Annotated in this window: 25 protein-coding genes; 14 read left to right on the plus strand and 11 right to left on the minus strand. The window is 69.8% G+C overall.

Annotated elements, in window-relative coordinates; genetic code table 11:
• The 5 genes from EV683_RS14435 to EV683_RS08425 all read left to right on the plus strand — a co-directional run.
• Nucleotides 1–182, plus strand: a 182-nt coding sequence (locus tag EV683_RS14435) for a hypothetical protein (protein ID WP_207910426.1), incomplete at its 5' end; no start/stop codon positions are given.
• Nucleotides 183–332: 150 nt separating this feature from the next.
• Nucleotides 333–1,364, plus strand: a complete 1,032-nt coding sequence (gene ompA, locus EV683_RS08410) for a porin OmpA (RefSeq protein WP_131862486.1) — start codon at nucleotides 333–335, stop codon at nucleotides 1,362–1,364.
• A 137-nt stretch (nucleotides 1,365–1,501) separates the two neighbouring features.
• Nucleotides 1,502–2,128, plus strand: a complete 627-nt coding sequence (locus tag EV683_RS08415; protein WP_131862487.1) for a class I SAM-dependent methyltransferase — start codon at nucleotides 1,502–1,504, stop codon at nucleotides 2,126–2,128.
• 173 nt (nucleotides 2,129–2,301) lie between these two features.
• Nucleotides 2,302–2,547, plus strand: coding sequence for a DUF6868 family protein (locus EV683_RS08420; protein ID WP_066614631.1), 246 nt, complete (start codon nucleotides 2,302–2,304; stop codon nucleotides 2,545–2,547).
• A gap of 78 nt (nucleotides 2,548–2,625) precedes the next feature.
• Nucleotides 2,626–3,306 (plus strand): hypothetical protein, encoded by a 681-nt coding sequence (locus tag EV683_RS08425; protein ID WP_165916806.1) that lies wholly within the window; start codon nucleotides 2,626–2,628, stop codon nucleotides 3,304–3,306.
• Nucleotides 3,307–3,356: 50 nt separating this feature from the next.
• Here EV683_RS08425 and EV683_RS08430 read toward each other — a convergent pair whose 3' ends face one another.
• The 8 genes from EV683_RS08430 to EV683_RS08465 form a co-directional block, all read right to left on the minus strand.
• Nucleotides 3,357–4,733, minus strand: a complete 1,377-nt coding sequence (locus EV683_RS08430) for a PepSY-associated TM helix domain-containing protein (protein ID WP_131862489.1) — start codon at nucleotides 4,731–4,733, stop codon at nucleotides 3,357–3,359.
• Nucleotides 4,734–4,838: 105 nt separating this feature from the next.
• Entirely contained in the window at nucleotides 4,839–5,804 is a 966-nt protein-coding gene (locus EV683_RS08435; RefSeq protein WP_131862490.1) for a PA2778 family cysteine peptidase, read from the minus strand.
• Nucleotides 5,804–6,199, minus strand: coding sequence for a PA2779 family protein (locus tag EV683_RS08440; protein ID WP_131862491.1), 396 nt, complete (start codon nucleotides 6,197–6,199; stop codon nucleotides 5,804–5,806). Before EV683_RS08440 ends, EV683_RS08435 begins: the two co-directional genes overlap by 1 nt.
• A gap of 121 nt (nucleotides 6,200–6,320) precedes the next feature.
• Nucleotides 6,321–7,061: a tyrosine-protein phosphatase gene (locus EV683_RS08445; protein WP_131862492.1), complete on the minus strand. Its 741-nt coding sequence runs from the start codon at nucleotides 7,059–7,061 to the stop codon at nucleotides 6,321–6,323.
• A 61-nt stretch (nucleotides 7,062–7,122) separates the two neighbouring features.
• The gene (locus EV683_RS08450; RefSeq protein ID WP_131862493.1) at nucleotides 7,123–8,049 is read right to left on the minus strand and encodes a hypothetical protein; all 927 of its coding nucleotides are present in this window, start codon (nucleotides 8,047–8,049) and stop codon (nucleotides 7,123–7,125) included.
• On the minus strand, nucleotides 8,046–9,383 hold the full coding sequence (locus EV683_RS08455; RefSeq protein ID WP_131862494.1) for a glycosyltransferase family 2 protein: 1,338 nt from the start codon (nucleotides 9,381–9,383) through the stop codon (nucleotides 8,046–8,048). Before EV683_RS08455 ends, EV683_RS08450 begins: the two co-directional genes overlap by 4 nt.
• A gap of 196 nt (nucleotides 9,384–9,579) precedes the next feature.
• The gene (locus EV683_RS08460; protein ID WP_131862495.1) at nucleotides 9,580–9,780 is read right to left on the minus strand and encodes a hypothetical protein; all 201 of its coding nucleotides are present in this window, start codon (nucleotides 9,778–9,780) and stop codon (nucleotides 9,580–9,582) included.
• A 69-nt stretch (nucleotides 9,781–9,849) separates the two neighbouring features.
• Complete coding sequence (locus EV683_RS08465) at nucleotides 9,850–10,524, minus strand: YecA/YgfB family protein (protein WP_131862496.1); 675 nt, start codon at nucleotides 10,522–10,524, stop codon at nucleotides 9,850–9,852.
• A 244-nt stretch (nucleotides 10,525–10,768) separates the two neighbouring features.
• On the opposite strand from EV683_RS08465, the gene EV683_RS08470 reads away from it, so the two are divergent.
• Complete coding sequence (locus EV683_RS08470) at nucleotides 10,769–11,503, plus strand: 4-hydroxy-tetrahydrodipicolinate reductase (RefSeq protein ID WP_197457483.1); 735 nt, start codon at nucleotides 10,769–10,771, stop codon at nucleotides 11,501–11,503.
• Nucleotides 11,504–11,575: 72 nt separating this feature from the next.
• On the opposite strand, the gene EV683_RS08475 is transcribed toward EV683_RS08470, so the two are convergent.
• From EV683_RS08475 to prpB, 3 genes are all read right to left on the minus strand, one after another.
• Entirely contained in the window at nucleotides 11,576–13,027 is a 1,452-nt protein-coding gene (locus EV683_RS08475; protein WP_131862497.1) for a bifunctional 2-methylcitrate dehydratase/aconitate hydratase, read from the minus strand.
• A gap of 73 nt (nucleotides 13,028–13,100) precedes the next feature.
• Entirely contained in the window at nucleotides 13,101–14,249 is a 1,149-nt protein-coding gene (prpC, locus tag EV683_RS08480) for a bifunctional 2-methylcitrate synthase/citrate synthase (RefSeq protein ID WP_066614614.1), read from the minus strand.
• Nucleotides 14,250–14,323: 74 nt separating this feature from the next.
• A complete protein-coding gene (gene prpB, locus EV683_RS08485) occupies nucleotides 14,324–15,214 on the minus strand; it encodes a methylisocitrate lyase (RefSeq protein WP_131862498.1) in 891 nt (296 codons plus the stop codon).
• Between the two features lie 420 nt (nucleotides 15,215–15,634).
• Here prpB and rpoE point away from each other — a divergent pair, with 420 nt between their 5' ends.
• The 8 genes from rpoE to lepB all read left to right on the plus strand — a co-directional run bounded on the left by rpoE (nucleotide 15,635) and on the right by lepB (nucleotide 22,750).
• A complete protein-coding gene (gene rpoE, locus EV683_RS08490; protein WP_066614808.1) occupies nucleotides 15,635–16,234 on the plus strand; it encodes an RNA polymerase sigma factor RpoE in 600 nt (199 codons plus the stop codon).
• Between the two features lie 2 nt (nucleotides 16,235–16,236).
• On the plus strand, nucleotides 16,237–16,713 hold the full coding sequence (locus EV683_RS08495) for a sigma-E factor negative regulatory protein (protein WP_066614610.1): 477 nt from the start codon (nucleotides 16,237–16,239) through the stop codon (nucleotides 16,711–16,713).
• Nucleotides 16,713–17,675 carry a MucB/RseB C-terminal domain-containing protein gene (locus EV683_RS08500; RefSeq protein WP_131862499.1) on the plus strand — a complete coding sequence of 321 codons (963 nt, stop codon included), beginning with the start codon at nucleotides 16,713–16,715 and terminating at the stop codon, nucleotides 17,673–17,675. Before EV683_RS08495 ends, EV683_RS08500 begins: the two co-directional genes overlap by 1 nt.
• Nucleotides 17,672–18,136, plus strand: a complete 465-nt coding sequence (locus EV683_RS08505; protein WP_131862500.1) for a SoxR reducing system RseC family protein — start codon at nucleotides 17,672–17,674, stop codon at nucleotides 18,134–18,136. The genes EV683_RS08500 and EV683_RS08505 overlap by 4 nt, the downstream gene beginning before the upstream one ends.
• Nucleotides 18,118–19,536, plus strand: coding sequence for a DegQ family serine endoprotease (locus tag EV683_RS08510; protein WP_131862501.1), 1,419 nt, complete (start codon nucleotides 18,118–18,120; stop codon nucleotides 19,534–19,536). Before EV683_RS08505 ends, EV683_RS08510 begins: the two co-directional genes overlap by 19 nt.
• Entirely contained in the window at nucleotides 19,533–19,769 is a 237-nt protein-coding gene (locus EV683_RS08515; RefSeq protein WP_066614603.1) for a glutaredoxin family protein, read from the plus strand. Before EV683_RS08510 ends, EV683_RS08515 begins: the two co-directional genes overlap by 4 nt.
• A gap of 215 nt (nucleotides 19,770–19,984) precedes the next feature.
• Nucleotides 19,985–21,778 carry a translation elongation factor 4 gene (gene lepA / locus EV683_RS08520; RefSeq protein WP_066614602.1) on the plus strand — a complete coding sequence of 598 codons (1,794 nt, stop codon included), beginning with the start codon at nucleotides 19,985–19,987 and terminating at the stop codon, nucleotides 21,776–21,778.
• Entirely contained in the window at nucleotides 21,779–22,750 is a 972-nt protein-coding gene (gene lepB / locus EV683_RS08525) for a signal peptidase I (protein WP_066614596.1), read from the plus strand. It begins immediately after the preceding gene.
• The last annotated feature ends 5 nt before the right edge of the window (nucleotides 22,751–22,755 follow it).

Raw genomic sequence — 22,755 nt, forward strand, 5'->3', positions numbered from 1 at the left:
CGGGTAGCGGGTTTGGTCGCACAAACAGCTTACCTTGCACCGCCGTTCTCACATCCGGCTTTTACCTCACGTTCCCATTATTCCGTGAAGAACCTTTTATTTTGCCGCGCGGCGGGTGCGTGCCGGCCTGGCCACGGGGTCATGGCGATGATATTTCACACGTTTGGCATGAAAAATATTGAAACCGGCGTCGGCGTTTTCCTATGCTCCGGGTGTCGGCCTGGATTTTCGTGAGGTGGTGCCGAATCCGCGATACCGGTCCGGCGATGCCGAAAATCGGTGGTTTGATGATGCAAGCCTGTCCCGCAGAGTCCCGAACAAGGAGTGTGTGCATGTTGCTGAAAAAGATTCCCGCCGTGCTGGCGCTGGCCGGCCTTGCCTGCGCCGCAACCGCCTCGGCCGCGCCGACCGACGAGCCCTGGTACGTCGGCGGCAAGCTGGGCTGGTCCGAGTTTCACGGCATCAAGTACGACGGTAGCGTGGCCAACCCGCGCAACGAGGACAAATCCGGTGTCGGCGGCGGCGTGTTCCTCGGCTACCAGCTCAAGCACTGGCTGGCAATCGAGGGCGGGTACGACTACCTGGACAAGCTCGAGTTCGATTACGACCCGAACAGCAGCGCAAGCCTGAAGGCGCAGGGCGTACAGCTCGCGGCCAAGCTGAGCGCGCCGGTGAGCGACAGCGTCGACGTCTACGGACGCCTCGGCGTGATGGCCAGTCGCCTGAGCGGCAACGGCGACCACGCCAACCGTGCCTCGCCGCTGGCGGCGCTCGGCGTCGAGTACGCCTTCGACCGCAACTGGGCGACCCGCCTCGAATACCAGTGGACCGGCCGGATCGGCAAGCAGGAGGACGTCGGCGCGCGCGTCGACAACGGTCTGCTGTCGCTGGGCCTGCTGTACAAGTTCGGCGGCGCGCCGGCGCCGATGCCGGTCGCGCGGCCCGTGCCGATGCCGGCTCCCGCACCGCAGGCGCGCGACTTCACCCTCAGCGCCGACGTGCTGTTCGACTTCAACCAGGCGACGCTCAAGCCGGCCGGCCGCCAGGCGCTGACGACGCTGTTGCAGCAGATCCGCGCCGAGACGCCGAAGGACGCCAAGCTCACCATCATCGGCCACACCGACCGCATCGGGGCCGAAGCCTACAACCTCGACCTGTCGCGCCGCCGCGCGCAGACGGCGGCCGACTTCCTGGTCGCGCAGGGCGTGCCGGCCGACCTCGTCAGCGTCGAGGGCGCCGGCGAGGCGGATCCGGTCACCGGCAGCCAGTGCGACGGCGTGAAAAAGCGCGCCGAGCTGATCGCCTGTCTCGCGCCGGACCGTCGCGTGGTCGTGCGCGTGCGCGGCTCCGCCCCCGCGCGCTGACGCCGGCCCTGCTTGTCCCGGCACAGGCACCCCCCTGGCCCCGGCCGGGGGATTTTTTTGCCCGTGCGCCGGCGCGGCGCTATCGTGGCAGGGAGGGGCGAGGGTTGGCCGAGCCCCGATCGACGAGGAAGCCCGCGATGAAAACGCCGTCGCCGACACTGGCCGACATCGCCGCGCAGACGCTGCGCCACTACGACGCGAACGCCGACGCCTTCTGGGCCGGCACGCGCGACCACGACGTGAGCCAGAACGTCGCCGCGCTGCTGGCGGCGCTCGACGCGCCGCCGCCGCTGGCCATCCTCGACTTCGGCTGCGGACCGGGGCGCGACCTGAAGACCTTCGCCGAGCTCGGCCATGCCGCGATCGGGCTCGACGGCGCGGCGCACTTCGTCGCGATGGCGCGCGAGCACAGCGGCTGCGAAGTCTGGCGGCAGGACTTCCTCGCGCTCGACTTGCCGCCCGGACGCTTCGACGGCGTGTTCGCCAACGCCTCGCTGTTCCATGTGCCGCGCACGGCCTTGCCGCGCGTGCTGTCCGAACTGTTCGCCACGCTCAGGCCGGGCGGCGCGCTGTTTTGCTCCAACCCGCGCGGCCACAACGAGGAAGGCTGGTACGACGAGCGCTACGGCGTGTTCCACGACCAGGCCGGCTGGCGTCGCTACATGAGTGCGGCGGGCTTCGTCGAGATCGGGCACTTCTACCGGCCGCCGGGCCGGCCGCGCGCCGAGCAGCCCTGGCTGGCCAGCGTGTGGCGACGGCCGTGAAGGTTCCACGGCGGCGCGGCGCGTGCGACGGCATTTCGGCGTTGGACGCCCCCGAACGGCGTCGAAAACGCCGCGGTGGCGACGCTTCGGCGCCCGCTCGGCCGGGGCCGCGGTCCGGCGTGGCCTAAGATGGGAAAACGGGCGCGACGCCCGCGGCCGGCGAGGAGGCGACCATGACCCTGGAAACGTGGCGCGAGTTTTTCTTCTGGTGTTCCGTGATCAACTACGGGGTGCTGGTGTTGTGGTTCGTGGTCTTCCTGCTGACGCGCGGCTGGCTCTACCAGTTGTGGGAGCGCGGCTTCGGCCTGTCGCTGCGCGACAGCGCGCGGCTCAACTTCGGCGGCATGCTGCTGTTCAAGATCGGCGTGCTGCTGTTCAATCTGGTGCCTTACATCGTGCTGCGCCTGATCGGCGGCTAGCGCGGTGAACGGCGGCCTCACCGCGCGGCGTGATGCGTCCGCGCGCCTGGGGCACAAGCGATCCATGCACGCCACCTGATGGAGCCGACGCCGATGCCGACCTTCTGTCCGCCCCTTGCGCGCGCGACCGCGCTGCTCGCGGTCGCCATGCTGGTTTCCGGCTGCGGCCTGCACCGCGTCGCGCGCGGCGACGCGAACGCCGCCGCCGCGCGCCAGCCCGGCCACGTGCTCGTCGCCGGTCGCATCAACTACGTGATCGACGGCCGGGTCAAGGCGCCGTACGGCGCGTTCCGGCCGGCGTGGCCGGCGCCCTTCGTCAGCGCGACGCGGCTCGAGACGGGCGACACGCACGCGTCGCCGGCGGTCGCCGACGCCGACGGCGCCTTCGTCTGGGAGCTGCCGCCGGGCCACTACGTGATCAGCCGCATCGGCTTCGGCACCTTCAGCGACGACACCTATATCGCGTGGCCGCGCGTCGCCTTCCGCGTGCCGGCGGACGCGCCGCGCGTCTACCTCGGCCACCTGCGGCTGCTCGGAACGTCCTACCGCGAGGCCTACACCGACTCGGCCGGCAAGTCGCGCGAGTACGGCGGCGTGCGCTACCGCTTCGAGGTCGTCGACGAGGGGGCGAGACCGGGCTGGAAGACGTCGCCGATGTTCGTGCGGGGCGACATGCCGATCGGCGAGAGCCTGCTGAACGCCTGGCGCGCGTCGCGCGAGGCGACCATCGCGCGCATCTTCGGCGCGCCGCCGCGCTGAGGCCGTAAACAAAACGGCTCGGCCAACCTCGAAGGTTGGCCGAGCCGCGTTCAGCGCAGCGCGCGGGCGAGCGGTGGAAGGCGCGCGAGCAGCAGCCGGTCGAAGGCCAGCACGGCCAGCGTCGAGACGCCGACCGCCGGGAAGAGCAGGCTGGCCACGGCGAGGAAGGCGACGCCGGTGCGCCAGATCGGCTGGCCGTCCGGCGTGGTCGGCGCGCCGAGCCGGCCCGCGGGGCGGCGTTTCCACCACATCACGACGCCCGACACGGTCAGCAGGATCGCGGCGAGGCAGGCGAATAGCATCACCAGCTGGTTGGCCAGGCCGAACAGCTTGCCCTCGTGCAGCGCGATGCCGACCTCCACCGTGCGCGCGACCGCGCCGTAGTCGGCCCAGCGGATGTCCGACAGCACGCGGCCGCTGTACTGGTCGATGTGCAGCGTGACTTGCTCGCGCGGGTCGTCGGTGTTGGCCGACACGGTGTAGACGCCCGTCGCGCCGCGCGGCAGCGCGACGCTGTAGCCGGCCGGCAGTCCGCGCGCGCGCGCGATCGCGACGACCGCGTCGAGCGATAGCGCCGGCCTGGTCCGGCCGGCGTCGTGGTCGGCGTGGCCGTGGTGGTCGGACGACGCCGGCAGCGGCGTGGTCTCGACCGCCCACGGCACGGTCTTGTCGCTCGTGCTGTTGAGCGCGGCGGCCGGCAGCCCGGACTTGGGTATCTCGCGGAACAGTGGCGCCGGGTAGGTGTTCCACACGCCGGCGAACTGCGCGCCCCAGAAGCCGGTCCACGGCATGCCGGACAGCATCAGGAAGCCGATCAGCCCCAGCGACCAGAAACCGCCGACCGCGTGCAGCTCGCGCCAGAACACGCGCTTTTTCGCCGTCAGGCGCGGCCGGAACACGCCGTGGCGCTGGCCGCGCGGCCACCACAGGTAGACGCCGGACGCGATCAGCAGCAGCCCCCACGAGGTGGCCATTTCGATCACGAAGTCGCCGGCCCGGCCGAGCAGCAGCTCGCCGTGCAGCTTGAGCGCGATCGTCTGCAGATTGCGTTCGTCGTCGCGCGCGCCGAGCACGCGGTTGCGGTACGGGTCGACGAAGACGGTCAGCTTGCCGGCCCGGGCGCTGTCTAGCCTGACCTCGCTGGCGCGGTCGGCGGCCGGCGGCGGCGCGAACTTGACGACGCGCGCGTCCGGGTAGGCGGCGCGCACGGCGGCGAGCTGCGTCTCGGCCGACACCGTGCGCGCCGCCGGCGCGACGAACATCAGGTCGCGGTACATCGCCGCGTCGAGCTGTGGTTTGAACAGGTAGACGATGCCGGTCAGCGACAGCATCAGCAGCAGCGGAGCGACGAACAGGCCGGCGTAGAAGTGCCAGCGCCAGGCCAGCCGGTAGAAGCGGCCGCCGTCGGATTGCGGGGTCGGGGTCATGGTGGACGGGGCGATGCGGAAAAGCCGCATCGTGCCAGCGCCGGGGCGGGCGCTTCAAGGCGCTGCGACATCATGCCGCAGCTTCGGCCAACGTTGGCCGAGCGTTCAGCGCGTGGCGGCGGGCGGCGCTTTGGGCGCGCGCGCGGCGCGGATCGCGGCCAGCGTCGCGCGCGCGGCGTCGCGCCACGGGCCGTCGGCGGCGGCGATCGGCGCGACCAGCGCCTCGGCCTCGTCGTGGCGGCCGCGCCCGGCGAGCAGGTTGGCGAGGTTGTTGGCGAGCGCGTCGCGTCCGGCCGCCGGCAGCGCCGGCCGCGCGAGCGTCGCGCGCAGCGTCGCCTCGGCGGCGGCGTGGTCTCCGGCGGCGTGCTGACTGCCGGCGAGGCCGACCGCCAGCGTCGCGTCGTCGGGGTGGCGCGCCGCGGCGGCGGCGAAGCCGCGCGCGGCGTCGGCCGGCCGCGCCAGACGGGCGTAGGCGATCAGGCCGTCGGCGAGCTCGGCCGCGCCGGCGCTCGCCGGCAGCGTGCCCGGCGGCAGTGCGACGAAGGCCCAGTGGCCGCTGCGCGCCCAGGTGTGCTCGAAGGTGTTGAAGCTCATCGCCATGCGCGACTCGGTGCCCGAGCGCAGGATCAGCTCGCGCCGCGCCAGCTCGTAGCCGACCGCGACCGCGTAATGCCACGACGGCGCCCACGACAGCCCCATGTTCTGCATCACCAGCACCGGGTGGCCGGCCGCCAGCTCGGCCAGCAGCGCGTCCAGCCGCGGCGGGATGCGCGTCGCGACCAGGCCGTGACGCGGCACGGCGGCCAGCATCTCGAGCTGCAGGCTGCCCCGGCGCGCCGGCAGGTAGACCGCGTCGACCAGCGCCTCGGGCGTGGTCGCGGCGCCGGCGGCGTTCAGCACCGTCGCCAGCGCCGCCGGGCCGCACTGGTAGTCCTGCTGCGGATAGAACGGCGTGGCGGCGAGCTCGACGCGCGGCGGTACGCCGGAGAGGCCGTCGAGCGTCCTGAGGCCCGGCGCCGCGCAGCCGGCGAGCGCGGCGGCCAGCAGCACGGCGCAGACGGCGCGGCGCATCAGCGGATCGAGCGGGTGAACGGGAAGACCTTGGTCAGGCCGAGGATGTCGGTCAACAGCAGCACGAAGAACACCAGCAGGATGGCGCCGATGATGCCGCCGGCCGGCGCCTTGTCGACCTGTTCGGCCAGGCGCTTGGCGTCGGCGTCCGACAGCGCGGCGACGCGTTCGCGCGCGGCCTCGGGCGACACGCCCTGGCGCTCGAGCTCGGCGACCACGTCGGCGCGCGACAGCGCCTCGAGCACCTGGGCGCGCGCGGCGTCGCCGTCGGCGCTGCGGCTGGCGGCCTGCATCTGCTCGACGCCGATCATCGCCGCCTGCACGGACTGGGTGAAGGCGGTGAACGGCAGCGCGACGACGAGCGCGGCGGTGAGCAGCGGTTTGGCGAGTTTCATGGCGTTTTCCTTATGCGATGAGGGCCGGTCGCGGGCGTCCGGCATGACGGATGGCCGGATACTAGCGCCATGCTTTGCCCCGGGCCTGTTTACTTTGTAAACGTTTTTTGCCCCTCGCGCGTCAGACGACGAAGCGTTCGGCCAGGCGGGCGCGGTCGACGCCGAGCACGTCGTCGAGGTAGACGTCGACGCCGCCCCAGCCGGCGTCGATCTCGGCGAAGGCGGCGGCGAGGTAGTCGGCGTCGACGTCGAGCACCGGCGCGATCGCCGTGAGGTCGACGCCGTGCGGCGCGAGCTTGTCCGCCATCATCGCTCTGAGCGTCGCCAGGTGCTCGCCGGAGGCGAGGTAGTCGGCGAGCACCGCCTCGGGCGCCGCACCCAGCGCCGTCAGCAGCAGCGCGGCGCCGATGCCGGTGCGGTCCTTGCCGGCGGTGCAGTGGAACACGGTGACGCCTTCCGAGGCGGCCAGCGCGGCGAAGAAGCGCCGCCACTGGCCGAGGTAGTCGCGCACCAGCGAGCGGTAGACGGCGAGCATCATCGCCTTCATCTCGGTGCGCGTCGCGTTCTGGAAGTGCGCGATCATGTCGCGCGAGGTCAGCGAGCCCTCGAGGAAGGCGATCGCGGTGAGACGGGCGCCGGATGGCAGCCGGTCCGGGCGTGAGCGCTGTTCGAGGCCGGAGCGCAGGTCGATCACCCGGGCGACGCCGAGCGCGTCGAGGCGCGCGAGGTCGGCGTCGGTCAGCTCGACGAGGTCGCCCGAGCGGTACAGGCGGCCGGCGGCGAGGCGGCCGCCGGCGACCGGGATGCCGGCCAGCTCGCGAAAGTGGCTCTGGCCGGTCAGGAAGGAGGAGGGTGGGGTCATCGCGTCGCGCCCGTCGGTCGAAAGCGCCAGCCTAGCGAATCGATGCGGCGCTGCACAAGGCTCAGAAGCGCAACACGGCCTCGCCCTGTACGTAGCGGTAGCTGTAGTCGGGGCCGTAGAACGAGGCGTTGCGCTGGTAGCCGGCGTTCAGCCGCAACACCGTCGGGCCGCGCGGCGGGCTTTGCAGTCCGGCCTCGACGAGTCGGGTGGCCTGCGCGCGCGCGTCGTCGATCCGCTCGCGGCCGAGGCCGGCGGTCAGCGTGCCGGTCCAGCCGGCGACGCGCTGGCGCCAGCCGAGCGCCAGCATCGCCTCCTGGTAGTCGTGCGGATTGAAGTAGCGGCGGCCGACGTCGTCGCTGCGGCTGCGGTAGCCGCGCCAGCGCGCCTGCACGGTCAGCCCCAGATCGAGCGAGGGCTGGTAGATCAGCCGCGCGCGGCCGTGGTCGCGCCGGTTGCCGTCCGAAAAATACTGTTGGCCGAGCACGCCGACGGCCGTCACATGAGCGCCCAGGCCCTGGTCGAGCGCCACGCCGGCGAAGGTGTAGTGGACGCCGTCGTCGAGCGCGGCGCGCGTCTCGACCCAGTCGCGGCTGGCGAACAGCTCGATACCGGTTTGCCTGGCCGGCTGCACGCGCCAGCCGCCGTCCAGCGTCGCCAGCGTGTGGCCGCCCTGGCGCGCGACGCCGGCCTCGAGCGTCCAGCCGCTGTCGTCGACCGGGTCGCGGCCGCGGCCGACGAAGCCGGCCCGCTGGCCGCGGCGGCGCCACTCGTGCTGCCGGTAGCCTACCTCGCCGATCCGCACGCCGGCGTAGTGGCCGGCGTCGTCGAAGCGCGGGAAGGCCTCGAGCGAGGCGCGGTGCGTGGCGAAGCCGTCGCTGTCGCGGCTGACGAGGAACTCGGCGCCGGCGGCGCGTTCGTGGGCGCCGCTGTCGGCGTGGGCGGTGGAGGCGAGCGCGGCGAGCCAGAGCGCGGCGGCGGTCTTGTTCATTTCGTTCCCCAGGTTTTGCGGGTCTTGAGCACTTCGTCGAGATAGCCCAGCACGCTGGCCGGTTGCAACAGGAAGCTGTAGCCGAACACGTAGAGCAGGAAACCGCGCACGTTGCGCCTGACCTTGAGGCCGACCTGGTCGAACATGCGCCGCTCGATCGAGAACATCAGCAGACTCATCGCCAGCGCGACCGGCAGCAGCACCAGCGTCATCGGTCCGGCGATCCAGTAATGGCCGCACAGCGCGAGCACGACGCCGGGCAGGAAGGCGAAGGTGAACGCCAGGTCCAGCCACGGGAACAGCAGGTTCCAGTAGATGAAGAAGGTCGACAGGCGCGGCGTCAGCAGGATGGTCGGGTGCTGGATGAAGGCCTCCATCATGCCGCGCGCCCAGCGCTGGCGCTGGCGGACGAACTGCTTGACGCTGGTCGGCGCGTTGGTGAACAGGCAGGCGTCCTCGCAGTGGCCGACGCGCCAGCCGGCCTTGAGCAGCGCCCAGGTCAGCACGATGTCCTCGCCGACGCACTCGGGCCAGCCGCCGACCGCGACGAGCGCGGCGCGGTCGTACAGCGAGAACGCGCCCTGCGCGACCAGCGTGCCCTGGTAGAGCGACTGCATGCGCTTGATCGCGGCGATGCCGTGGAAGTAGTCCCATTCCTGCGCGCGGGTCAGCCAGTTCTGGCGCGAGTTGCGCACCAGGATCTTGCCGGCCACCGCGCGCGTGTGCGGCGGGTCGTGCCGGTAGCGCTCGACGATGGCGACCAGCGCGTCGCGGTAGAGGTAGGAGTCGGCGTCTATCGTCAGCACCAGTTCATGCTCGGCCCGCTCCAGCCCGGCGTTCAGCGCGCGCGCCTTGCCGCCGTTTTTCTCGAGCGCGAGCAGCGACAGCCACGGATAGCGCGCCTGCGCCGCGCGCACCAGCTGGGCGGTGCCGTCGCGCGAGCCGTCGTCGATCACGATGACCTGCAGCGCGCCCGGGTAGCGCTGCCGCTCTATGCTGGTCAGCGTGTCGCCGATCGAGCCGGCCTCGTTGTAGGCGGCGATCAGGATGGTCAGCGGCGGGTAGGCGGCCAGCGGCCGGCGCGGCGGACGGCGGTCGAGCAGCAGGCTCAGCACGAGGAAGGCGTTCATGAAGCCGGGCACGATGGCGATGCCGCCGATAACGAAGAGCGCGATCGGGGGGCCGACAAGCGCCGACAGCTCGGCGATCCAGCGCGCGGCGATCCAGGTCGAGAACGCCATCCACGCCGAGGCGCCGGCGAGCGCGAGGGCGAACTTGGCGCGTACCGGCAGGTAGACGCGCGTCAGCGTCAGGCTGGATTCGTAACTCGGCATGGTTCCGGGGTCGGTTGTGGAAAAAACCCGGAATTGTACGGAATATCTCCATTAAAAACAATATGTTGTATTTTTTGTGTCGTGAGTGCTTTTTATGCTGAATGATCAGGCACGGCATGCATGGCCGCCCGGAAAAGGAAACCGCCCCGGACGGTCTGTCGCGGGGCGGTGTCGTGTCGCGGCGGCGGTTCGGGGGTCAGTCGTGGTGCTTGACCTGCCGGACCTGGTCGGACTGGTATTCGCCGGTATCCGGTCCCCCTTCTTCGGGTGCCGGCGGCGGGTCGTCGTCCTCGAGGTGCTGTCCGACGCGGAACTGGTGCACCTGCTCTGCCGTGTACTCGCCGGTGTCGAGAAGCGGGTCCGGGGTGGCGCTCGCTTGCTGGGCCTTGCCTGTCATGGTGAGCCTCCTGCCTGTTCGGGGTGGGCGACGTGCTGCCCTTGCAGTATAGGCAGACTCGGCGTGGCGTCACCGACGGCGCGGTTTTTTGCCCGGCGCGCGCGCGGGCCGGGAGCTGGCCGACGGCGTGTCCTCGGCTTCGGCCTCGGCGAGCTCGGCGGCGATGCGCTCGCGCTGCGTGGCGAAAAAGCGGTGGATCGCGCCGACCGACGGCGACAGGCCGGCCAGCCACGCCTCGCGCTGCGCCGGGTCGGCCGCGTCGAGGTAGGGGCGCATCTCGGGGTCGGGATGGTGCTCGAAGGCCAGCGCCATGATCGGCACCAGCGCCTGCGCTTCGGCCTCGTCGTCGAACAGCGCCGCCCAGTCGTCGTTCAGCAGCTCCATCCCGGTGCAGAAGCCCTCGGCCCAGGCGTTGCCGTGTACCGCGCCGCTGTCGTCCTCGTCGAGCCACGGCTGGAAGGGCTGGCCGGCGGCCAGGGTGTGGGCGATGTCGAGCCAGTGGCCCATCAGCAGCGACACGAACTGCTCGAGCTGCTTTTCGGTATGGAAGGCGTCGTCGTCGTCGAAGGCCTCGCCGAGGATCAGCGGCAGCGCCTCGGTCGGGCGGAGCGGCTCGGGGCCGCACACGAGCGCGGTGAAGAAGCCGTCGAGCGTCTCGAGGCTCATCGCGCCCTGGTCGCGAAAGCGCGCCAGCGTGGCGGCGAGGCGTTGGTAGTCGGCGTCGGAAAGCGGGGCGTGGCTCATCGTGTTCGGGTCCGGGCGGTGGGGATGCGCGCATTATCGGGCAAAGCGCGGGTCGGCGTCGCGTCGCCGCGTCGGGCTTGCCGCCACGGCGCGGCCGCGGTTAAGAGCCGCTAACAAAACCTCAATCGAGCAACCGTAAGGTCTTGATCCGGCATGCACCGGCTCGCGGGGAAAGTAGGTTTTGTTAGCGGCTCTAAGGTGGGCGCTTCGGCAAATTGTAACGGCAAGTTACGGGAGGGACGCAGTGCAGAGAATCGGTCTGATCGGATACGGAAAGGCGGGCAAGGCCGTCGCCGCGGTGTTGGCGCGCGATGCCGGGGTGCAGTTGCGCTGGATCTTGTGCCGCAGCGCGCGGCAGGACGAGGACGCCCCGGCGCCCTTGCGCGTCGCGCCGGACGAGTGCGCCATCGCCGCCTTGCTCGACGCCGAGCCGGTCGACGCCATCGTCGACTTTTCCGCGCCCGATTCGATCCTCGTTTACGGCCGTGCGGCTGCCGCGCGCGGCGTGGCCATCGTGTCGGCCAACTCGGCGCACGACGGGGCGCAGCTGGCGCTGGCGCGCGAGCTGGCCGGGCGCACGCGCGTGATGTGCAGCCCGAACATCACCGTCGGCATCAACTTCCTGTTGTTCGCCGCCCGGGCGCTCAGGAAGCTGGCGCCGCAGGTCGACGTGGCCATCGTCGAGGAGCATTTCCGCGACAAGAGCGAGGTGTCCGGCACCGCGCGCCGGCTGGCCGACGCGCTCGACCTGCCCGAGGACGCGATCTCGTCGCTGCGCCTCGGCGGCGTGGTCGGTCACCACCAAGTGGTGTTCGGCTTCCCGTTCCAGACGGTGCGGCTGGTGCACGATTCGATCAGCCGCGAGGCGTTTGGCACCGGCGCGCTGTTCGCGCTGGGTCTGCTCGACGGCCTGCCGCCCGGCTTCTACACGATGGACGCGCTCCTGACGCAGCGCGTGCTCGGCCAGTTGGCCGCCTGAGCCGTCGGGCCTTGTCGCGCTACGGGCTCGGCCAACCCTGACGACAGGGTTGGCCGAGCCCTTTTCACGCCGTCAGATCACCCACAGGTCGGTGAAAACGTTCACCGGCGTCGCCAGCAGCGTCGCCGCGTCGTCGCACAGCGCGAAGATCGCCGCCTGCTGCTTGGCCGGGAAGCGGTGCGCGAGGTGGGTCCGGAACTTGGCCTCCAAGAGCGGGATGCCGTCGCGGCGGCGGCGTTGGTGGCCGATCGGGTAGTGGCACGCCACCTCGGGCAGCACGGTGCCGTCGTTCAGTTCGACCGTCAGCGCGTTGGCGATGCTGCGCTTGTCCGGGTCGTGGTAGTCGCGCGTGAACGCGGCGTCCTCGACGCAGACGATCCGGGCGCGCAGCGCGTCGATGCGCGGGTCGGCGGCGACGTCGTCCTCGTAGTCGGCGGCGGTCAGCCGGCCGAAGATCAGCGGCACGGCGACCATGTACTGGATGCAGTGGTCGCGGTCGGCCGGGTTGGCCAGCGGTCCCTGCTTGTCGATGATGCGCAGGCACGCCTCGTGGGTGCGGACGGTGACCCTGGCGATGTCGGCGGCGCTCTTGCCGCGCTCGGCCAAGGTGTTGTGCAGCGTCATCGCGCACTCGACCGCGGTCTGGGCGTGGAATTCGGCCGGGAAGGCGATCTTGAACAGCACCCTCTCCATCACGTAGCTGCCAAAGTCGCGCTGGAACTGGAACGGCTGGCCGCGGAACAGCACGTCGTAGAAGCCCCAGCGCGGCGCGGTCAGCACGCCGGGGATGCCCATCTCGCCCTTGAGCGAGAACAGCGCCAGCCGCACCGCGCGGCTGGTCGCGTCGCCGGCCGCCCAGCTCTTGCGGCTGCCGGTGTTCGGCGCGTGGCGGTAGGTGCGCAGCGCCTGGCCGTCGACGAAGGCCTGGCTGACCGCGTTGACGATCTCGTCCTTCGTGCCACCCATCAGCTTCGCGCATACGGCGGCGGACGCGACCTTGACCAGTACCACGTGGTCGAGGCCGACCCGGTTGAAGCTGTTCTCTAGCGCCAGCACGCCCTGGATCTCGTGCGCCTTGATCATCGCCTCGAGCACGTCGCGCATCGTCAGCGGCGCCTCGCCGCGGGCGACGCGCTCGCGGCTGAGCCAGTCGGCGCTGGCGAGGATGCCGCCGAGGTTGTCCGACGGGTGGCCCCACTCGGCGGCCAGCCAGGTGTCGTTGAAGTCGAGCCAGCGGATCATCGTGCCGATGTTGAACGCCGCTTGAACAGGGTCGAGCTGGAACTGCGTGCCCGGCACGCGCGCGCCGTTCGGTACCACGGTGCCCGGCACGATCGGGCCCAGGAGTTTGGTGCACGCGGGGTAGGACAGCGCTTCGAGGCCGCAGCCCAGCGTGTCCATCAGGCACAGGCGCGCGGTGTGCCACGCCTCGTCCGAGGTGATCGTGTAGTCGGCGACGTAGTCGGCGATGGCGGTGAGCACGGCGTCGGGTGCGGGGCGGGCGTTGGAGAGGTGGACGGACATCGGCGGATTTTCCTCTGCGTGGGGGATTCGGTAAGCGCCGCGTCGCCGCAGGGCCGGCGGCGCGGCGCGCGCGTCAACGTTGGCCGAGCGGCACGAAGGCGCGGTCTTCGGGGCCGGTGTAGTTGGCCGACGGGCGGATGATCTTGCCGTCCTGGCGCTGCTCGATCACGTGCGCGCTCCAGCCGGCGGTGCGCGCCAGCACGAACAGCGGCGTGAACAGCACGGTCGGCACGCCCATCGTGTGGTAGCTGACCGCGCTGAACCAGTCGAGGTTGGCGAACATCGCCTTCGTTTCGTGCATCACCGCCTCGATGCGTTCGGCGATCGCGTACATCTTCAGGTCGCCGGCCGCGCGCGACAGCTGCTCGGCGACCGCCTTGATGATCTTGTTGCGCGGGTCGGCGAGGGTGTAGACCGGGTGGCCGAAGCCGATGATCACCTCATGGTTGGCGACGCGGCGCCGGATGTCGGCCTCCGCCTCGTCGGGCGTCTCGTAGCGTTGCTGGATCTCGAACGCGACCTCGTTGGCGCCGCCGTGCTTGGGACCGCGCAGCGCGCCGATCGCGCCGGCGACGCAGCTATACAGGTCGGCGCCGGTGCCGGCGATCACGCGCGCGGCGAAGGTCGACGCGTTGAATTCGTGCTCGGCGTACAGGTTCAGCGAGGTGTGCATCGCGCGCACCCAGTCGGCCGACGGCGGCTTGCCGTGCAGCAGGTGCAGGAAGTGGCCGCCGATGCTGTCGTCGTCGGTCTCGGTATCGATGCGCTTGCCGGCGTGGCTGTAGTGGTACCAGTACAGCAGCATCGGGCCGAGGCCGGCCAGCAGCCGGTCGGCGATCTCGCGCGCGCCGGCCGCCGGGTGCTCGTCCTTCTCGGGCAGCACGCAGCCGAGTGCCGAGACGGCGGTGCGCAGCACGTCCATCGGGTGCGCCGACGCCGGCAGCGCCTCGAGCACCGCCTTCACCTGCGCCGGCAGGCCGCGCAGACCGGCGAGGCGCGCCTTGTAGCCGGCCAGTTCGGCGCGCGTCGGCAGGTGGCCGTGCACCAGAAGGTAGGCGATCTCCTCGAATTCGCACACGCCGGCGATGTCGAGGATGTCGTAGCCGCGGTAGTGCAGGTCGTTGCCGGCGCGGCCGACGGTGCAGATCGCGGTGTTGCCGGCGACCACGCCGGAGAGGGCGACCGATTTCTTCGCCTTGATCGGATTCGTCGCGTCGTTCATGTCTGTTCTCCCATCGTTTCCCGTCTCGAGTGTTGCCGTGTCGTCGCGGCGGCGGCCGGGCCGGGCTTGCCGCGTCAATCCTTGCCGGCCGCCGTACCGGCGGCGAACAGCGCGTCGAGCTTTTCTTCGTACGCGTGGTAGCCCAGGTGCGCGTAGAGCTCGGCGCGCGTCTGCATGGTGTCGAGCACGGCCGCCTGCGTGCCGTCGCGGCGGATCGCCTCGTAGACGGCGAGCGCCGCGCGGCTCATCGCGCGGAACGCCGACAGCGGGTAGAGCGCCATCGACACCTTGGCCGAGGCCAGCTCCTGCACGGTGAACAGCGGCGTCGCGCCGAATTCGGTGAGGTTGGCGAGGATCGGCACCTTCGCCGCGTCGGCGAAGCGGCGGTAGGTCGAAAGCTCGCTCACCGCCTCGGGGAACACCATGTCGGCGCCGGCCTCGACGCAGGCGACGGCGCGCTCGATCGCCGCGTCCAGCCCTTCGACCGCCAGCGCGTCGGTGCGCGCCATCACCACGAAGCCGTCGTCGCGGCGCGCGTCGACCGCCGCCTTGATGCGGTCGACCATCTCCGCCGGCGACACGATCGCCTTGTTCGGCCGGTGTCCGCAGCGCTTGGCCTGCACCTGGTCCTCGATGTGGATCGCCGCCGCGCCGGCCTTCTCGACCGCGCGCACGGTGCGCGCGATGTTGAAGGCGCCGCCCCAGCCGGTGTCGATGTCGACCAGCAGCGGCAAGCCGGTCGCGTCGGTGATGCGGCGGATGTCGATCAGCACATCCTCGGGCTGGGTGATGCCGAGGTCGGGCAGGCCGCAGCTGGCGGCGGCGACGCCACCGCCGGACAGGTAGAGCGCCGCAAAGCCGGCGTGCTCGGCCAACCTTGCGCTATAGGCGTTGATCGCGCCGGCGATCTGCAGCGGCGGCGCGGCGGCGACGGCCTGGCGGAACAGGGTGCCGGGGCTGGGCATGGTGGTCTCCTCAGGAGCGGTGTTCAGGTCCGCTAATGTCTATAACCAAGCGCTTGCTCGAAAATCTAGCAAGCGCTTGGTTTTTTGTAAATGGCATGAATATTGGGGTCTTCCCTTGTCAATTTGTTGGCACAGCCCTTGGAAAGGGCGCAAAGCCCCCCACCTTGACACGCGTTTACCGTCGTCTGTCATGCCTGGTCTTGCCCCGTTATGGACCCGCCCGCGCCGAAACGCGAGCGGCGTGCCGGGCGCGTGCTGGCGACAGGCGACGATTGAGTCGCGAACCCGGCCTCTGCTATGGTTCGCACTGGCCAAAATTCCGACTGGGAACTCCTTCCCGGCCGTCAGGTCTAGTCCGTGTTCGCCAACAGCAATTCAGAACACACCAAGGGCGGGCAAATCAGGGAGCAATACAACGACATGAGTGATCGGGACATCGATCAACAGTTGGTGGAGCGAGCCCAGCGAGGTGAGAAGCGAGCATTCGACCTGCTTGTTGCCAAATACCAGAGGCGGCTAGGCCGCCTGCTGTCGCGTTTCATCCGCGATTCGGCGGATGTGGAGGACGTGACGCAGGAAGCCTTCGTGAAAGCCTACCGTGCCCTGCCTTCGTTCAGGGGCGAGAGCGCTTTCTACACCTGGCTTTACCGTATTGGCATCAACACGGCCAAAAACTTTCTCAGCGCAAATGGTCGTCGCCACGTGCTAAACAGCGAAGTGGTGGACGAGGACGGCGAGAGTTTCGACATGGCGAGCCAGGTCCCCGACCTGAACACGCCCGAGACCGAGCTGATGAATCGGCAGATCGTCGAGACGGTGAACGCCGCCGTCGCGCAGCTGCCCGAGGAATTGCGCACCGCCATCTCGCTGCGCGAGATGGACGGGCTGAGCTACGAGGAAATCGCCCGGGTGATGAATTGTCCGATCGGCACCGTCCGCTCGCGCATCTTTCGCGCGCGGGAGGCGATCGCCACGGAACTGCGGCCCTTGCTGGACACGGCCAAGAACAAAAGGTGGTAGGTATGAAAGAATCGGTATCCGCACTGATGGATGGCGAAATCGACGAACAGGAAGCGGCACGCACCCTCAACGCCCTGGGACGGGACCCCGAGCTGAAGGCGAAGTGGGACGAGTACCACCTGATCGGCGACGCCCTGCGCAACAATGCCTTGCTTAGCGTCGACGTGGCGCCGTCGGTCAGCCGCAAGCTCGAGGCCGAGCCGACCGTGCTCGCGCCGCGCCCCCGGCGCGCGTTCAGCTCCGGCAAGATCGCGACCTGGGCGCTGGCCGCCAGCGTCAGCTTCGCCGCCGTGGTCGCCTGGCAACAGCTCGGTCGCGACAGCCAGGGCGAGCCGGTGGTGCTGGCCCAGGCGGTGCCGGCGCCGGCTGCGCGTCCGCTGCTCAACGAGGCCGACGATCCCTACCTGATGGCGCACCAGGAGTTCGCGGCCGAGCCGGCCGTGCTCAAGACGTCGCTGCAGAGCGAGGTGCGTCACTGATGCGCTTCGGCATCGTCGCGGCTTCCCTGGCATTGGGGCTGGCGGCCACCGCCCAGGCGGCAGAGGCGGACTGGCAGCTCCTGCGGCGCGCCGCCCGTGCCAGTTACCAACTGCCGCTCTCAGGCACCTATCTGCACCAGTCGCAGGGGGTGCTCGAATCCTTCCAGCTGTACCGGGACGCCGGCGAGAGCGGCGTGGTCGAGCGGCACGAGTCGCTCGACGGCCCGGCGCGCGAGATCGTGCGCAAGGGCAACGCGCTGACCTGCTACGCGCCGGACAAGAAGTCGCTGGCGGCCGCCAAGATCAGCTCGATGCGGCTGTTTCCCGGCTTCCTGCCCGAAGGGCTCGGCGACTTGAAGCTGTCCTACTCGTTGCGCCGTCTCGACGACGACCGCGTCGCCCAGCGCGATTGCGGCTGGCTGCAGCTGAGCCCCAAGGACGCCAACCGCTACAGCCTGCGGCTCTGCGTCGACGCGGGGACCGCGCTGCCGCTCAAGGCGATGGTGCTCGGTCCGCGCGGCGAGGTGGTCGAGCAGCACGCCTTCACCGATCTCGAAGTCGGCGCGCCGCAGGACAAGAGCCTGCTGACGCCGCGCAACACCCGTTACAGCTACCAGTTGCGCAAGGCCGGCGCCAACCCGCTCGCCGCGCCGTCGGAAGCCGAGGTCGCGACCGTCAGCGGCCTGCCGCAGGGCTTCAAGCTGGTGCGCACCGTCAAGCGCTCCTTGCCCGGCAGTAGCAAGAACGTGCGCCACATGGTGCTGTCCGACGGCCTGGCCGTGGTGTCGCTGTTCGTCGAGCCGGTATCCGGCGACGCGCGTCCCGAGCGTCCGGTCACGCTGCACGGCGCGGTCGGCATGGTGTCGCGCGTCGACGGCGACCAGGTGCTGACCGTGGTCGGCGACATGCCAGAGCAGGGCCTGGCCAACCTGCTCAAAACGATCCGGATCAAGCGCCCGTGATCGAGACGCAGGCCCGCGTTATCCGGGTTGACGGGCCGCACGCCTGGGTCGAGCCGCGCCCGCACGCGCCGTGCGGCCAGTGCGACCCGGAAACCGGCTGCCGCACGCTCGCGATCGCGCGGCTGTTCCGCAACGGCGCGGGGCACTTCCGCGTCGCCAATCCCGTCGGCGCCGAGCCGGGCGACTGGGTCACCGTGGCCGTCCCCGAGGCGGGGCTGCTGCACGGGGCGCTCGTCGTCTACCTCGCGCCGCTGGCCGGCCTGATCGCCGGCGCCGCGCTCGCCGCGCCGGCCGGGCAGTTCGCGTCGGTCGCCGCCGCCATTCTCGGCTTTGCCGCGGCGCTCGTCTGGGTGCGGCGCTTTTCGCGCCGGGCCGACGCCGCCCGCTTCACGCCCGCCATCGTCGCGAAAACCGACCGTTCAACCGCTTTGCAGGAGACGCCATGCCGTTCAAGAAGCTGATCCTCTCCACCCTGCTGGCCAGCGCGCTGCTCGCGGGCCAGGTGCCCGACGCCGCCGCGCGCGAACTGCCCGATTTCACGCAGCTGGTCCAGAACGAGGGCCGCGCGGTGGTCAACATCAGCACCACCCAGACCGTGCGCCAGGCCGTCCCGGATGGCCTGGAGGGTTTCGAGGGCGACCCCTTCTTCGAGTTCTTCCGCCGCTTCGCGCCGCCGCGTCCGCGCGAGTTCCAGGCGCGCTCGCTCGGCTCGGGCTTCATCGTGTCGCGCGACGGCTACGTGCTGACCAACGCGCACGTGGTCGCGCGCGCCGACGAGATCACCGTCACGCTGACCGACAAGCGCGAATTCCGTGCCCGTCTCGTCGGTTCGGACGCGCGCACCGACGTCGCGCTGCTGAAGATCGACGCGGGCAATCTGCCGGTCGCGCGGCTGGGCAGCTCGGCCAACCTCAAGGTCGGCGAATGGGTGGTGGCGATCGGCTCGCCGTTCGGCTTCGACAACTCGGTGTCGGCCGGCATCGTGTCGGCCAAGGGCCGCCAGCTGCCGGACGAGAACTACGTGCCGTTCATCCAGACCGACGTCGCGGTCAACCCGGGCAACTCGGGCGGCCCGCTGTTCAACCTGAACGGCGAGGTGGTCGGCATCAATTCGCAGATCTTCAGCAAGTCCGGCGGCTTCATGGGCATCTCGTTCGCGATCCCGGTCGACGTCGCGATGGACGTCGCCGAACAGCTCAAGCTTAGCGGCCGTGTCAGCCGCGGCCGCATCGGCGTCGTGGTGCAGGAGGTCGGCAGGGACCTGGCCACCTCGTTCGGCCTGCCGCGCGCGACCGGCGCCCTGATCACGAATGTCGAGAAGGGCGGCCCGGCCGACCGCGCCGGTCTGCGCATCGGCGACATCGTGTTGCGCATCGACGGTCAGAACGTCGACTCCTCGCCCGATCTGCAGCGTCTGATCAGCGGCATCCGGCCCGGCAAGGCGATCGCGCTCGACGTCTGGCGCGAGCGCGCCGAGCGGCGCGTCAACGTCGTCGCCGACGAGCTGCGCGACCCCGATCCAGCGAGCGCCGGGCGCGAGTTCCGGCCGCCGTCGGCGGCCGCCGACGGGCAGCAGCAGATGGCGCCGGTCGGGCTCGCGGTGCGCGAGTTGAGCGCGGCGCAGCGCCGTCAGCTGAATGTGCCCTACGGCCTCCTAGTCGAGCGCGCCGGCGGCGCCGCGGCGCGTGCCGGCATCGTGCCGGGCGACGTGATCGTCGGCCTCGGCGGCGAGCCGCTGCGTTCGTTCGCGCAGTTGCGCGACGCGGTGGCCGGTGCGCGCAAGGGCAGCGTGCTGGCGGTGCAGCTCGTGCGGCGCGGCGCGGTGCTGTTCGTGCCGCTGAAGGTCGGGGAGGGCGCATGAGGCTGACGCTTTATTTCCGCGAGTATTGCAGCCTGTGCCACCAGATGTTGGCCGAGCTGGCGCCGTGGCGCGAACGCTACGGCTTCGAGCTGGCCGTCGTCGATGTCGACGCCGACGCGGCGCTGGTCGAGCGTTTCGACGAGCTGGTGCCGGTGCTGATGGACGGCGACGTCGAGATCTGCCACTACCACCTCGACGCCGCGCGGCTGGCCGCGCACCTGGACGCGCCGTAGGGCGGATCGTCCCGCGGTGCCGGGCGGCGGCTTGGGCATCCGCCCTACCAGCGCCCGGTGAAATCGGCTAAAATCCGCGCCAGTGTTAGAGGATCTCGACCGGCATCCCGGCTTGCCCAAGTTGCTCGAGCGGACGCGAACGACGTCCGCCCCGGCCGCGGGGTCTTACGGTTACCAAGGGCACGCGCGCGTGCCCTTAACTTTTGTGTGATTGCATGGACCATATTCGCAACTTCTCGATCATCGCCCACATCGACCACGGCAAATCGACGCTGGCCGACCGCTTCATCCAGTACTGCGGCGGTCTCGAACTGCGCGAAATGAGCGCGCAGGTGCTCGACTCGATGGACATCGAAAAAGAGCGCGGGATCACCATCAAGGCGCAGACCGCCGCGCTCTCGTACAAGGCGCGCGACGGCCGGGTCTACAACCTGAACCTGATCGACACCCCCGGCCACGTCGACTTCTCCTACGAGGTGTCGCGTTCGCTGTCCGCCTGCGAGGGCGCGCTGCTGGTGGTCGACGCCTCGCAGGGCGTCGAGGCGCAGACGGTCGCCAACTGCTACACCGCGATCGACCTCGGCGTCGAGGTGGTGCCGGTGCTCAACAAGATCGACCTGCCGGCCGCCGACCCCGAGCGCGTCAGCCAGGAAATCGAGGACATCATCGGCATCGAGGCGATCGACGCGGTGCAGGCCTCGGCCAAGTCGGGCCTCGGCATCGAGGACATCCTCGAGACCGTGGTCGCCAAGATCCCGCCGCCCAAGGGCAATCCGGACGGCGAGCTCAAGGCGCTGATCGTCGACTCGTGGTTCGACAACTACGTCGGCGTGGTGATGCTGGTGCGCGTGATCGACGGCCGCCTCAAGCCCAAGGACAAGATCAAGTTCATGGCGACCGGCGCCGAGCACCTGTGCGAGCAGGTCGGCGTGTTCACGCCCAAGTCGGTGCAGCGCGAGGCGCTGAACGCCGGCGAGGTGGGCTTCGTGATCGCCGGCATCAAGGAGCTGAAGTCGGCCAAGGTCGGCGACACCATCACGCTGGCCACCAGGCCGGCCGCCGAACCGTTGCCGGGCTTCAAGGAAGTGCAGTCGCAGGTGTTCGCCGGCCTCTACCCGGTCGAGTCGCACGACTACGAAGCGCTGCGCGACGCGCTGGAAAAGCTGCAGCTCAACGACGCGGCGCTCAAGTTCGAGCCCGAGGTGTCGCAGGCGCTCGGCTTCGGCTTCCGCTGCGGCTTCCTCGGCCTCTTGCACCTGGAGATCGTCCAGGAGCGCCTCGAGCGCGAGTTCGACATGGACCTGATCACCACCGCGCCGACGGTGGTGTACGAACTGCTGATGAAGGACGGTACGGTGATCGAGGTCGAGAACCCGTCCAAGCTGCCCGAGCCGTCCAAGGTCGAGGAGATCCGCGAGCCCATCATCACCGCCACCATCCTGGTGCCGCAGGACTACGTCGGCTCGGTGATGACGCTGTGCAACCAGAAGCGCGGCGTGCAACGCAATATGCAGTACATGGGCCGCCAGGTGATGCTGACCTACGACCTGCCGATGAACGAAGTGGTGATGGACTTCTTCGACAAGCTCAAGTCGACCAGCCGCGGCTACGCGTCGCTCGACTACGAGTTCAAGGAATTCCAGGCGTCCGACCTCGTCAAGCTCGACATCCTCGTCAACGGCGAGAAGGTCGACGCCTTGAGCCTGATCGTGCACCGCGCGTCCAGCCAGTACCGCGGCCGCGAGCTGGCGGCCAAGATGCGCGAGCTGATCCCGCGCCAGATGTTCGACATCGCGGTGCAGGCGGCGATCGGCAGCCACATCATCGCGCGCGAGACGATCAAGGCCTTGCGCAAGAACGTGCTGGCCAAGTGCTACGGCGGCGACATCACGCGCAAGAAAAAGCTGCTCGAGAAGCAGAAGGCCGGCAAGAAGCGCATGAAGCAGGTCGGCAACGTCGAGATTCCGCAGGAAGCCTTCCTCGCCATCCTGCAAGTGGGAGACAAATAATTGGGCGCCAACCTGTTCTGGGTGTTCGCGGTGCTGACCGCCGTCGGCCTGCTGCTGATCGTCTTTGGCGGCAAGAAGGCGCCGGGTGCGAAGGACTGGCCGGCGTCGATCCAGTGGGGTTACCTGATGCTGGTCATCGGCGGCTTCGGCCTGCTATCCGAGAAGATGAGCTTCTCGGCGGTAATGCTGGTGTTCGTGCTGGTGACCGGCGCCGTGTGGCTCGCCAACCGCTTCGTGCTCGCGAAAAAACGGTTGGCCGAGGGGCGCGAGGCCGGGCACTTCGTCGACTATGCGGTCGGCTTCTTCCCGGTGATCCTGGTGGTGTTCCTGCTGCGCTCCTTCCTGGTCGAGCCGTTCCAGATTCCGAGCAGCTCGATGCGGCCGGGCCTGGTGGTCGGCGACTTCATCCTCGTCAACAAGTTCAGCTACGGCATCCGCGTACCGGTGCTCAACAACGTCGTGATTCCGGTGCACGCGGTCGAACGCGGCGACGTCGTCGTGTTCAACTATCCGCCCGAGCCGCGCGTCAACTACATCAAGCGCGTGATCGGCCTGCCCGGCGACACCGTCGTCTACCGCGACAAGAAGCTGACCGTCAACGGCCGGCCGGTGCCGCAGTTGGCCGAGGGCAGCTACGACTACCTCGAGCAGGGGTTGGCGATGGTCCACAACGACCAGTACCGCGAGACGCTCGGCGGCAAGCGCTACCGCGTGCTCGACATTCCCGAGGCGCGACCGGTGGCGCTCGAACGGGTGGGCAACTTTCCCTACCGCGAGAACTGCGAGTACGACGAAACCGGCTTCGCCTGCAAGGTGCCGGCCGGCCATTACTTCATGATGGGCGACAACCGCGACAACAGCCTCGACGGCCGCTACTGGGGCTTCGTCGACGACAGGCTGATGGTCGGCAAGGCCTTCATGATCTGGATGAATTTCGGCGACTTCTCGCGCGTCGGCATGAAGATCGAATGAGGTGA

Origin of the sequence: Crenobacter luteus (assembly GCF_004345725.1) — a bacterium.
GTDB classification, from domain to species: domain Bacteria; phylum Pseudomonadota; class Gammaproteobacteria; order Burkholderiales; family Chromobacteriaceae; genus Crenobacter; species Crenobacter luteus.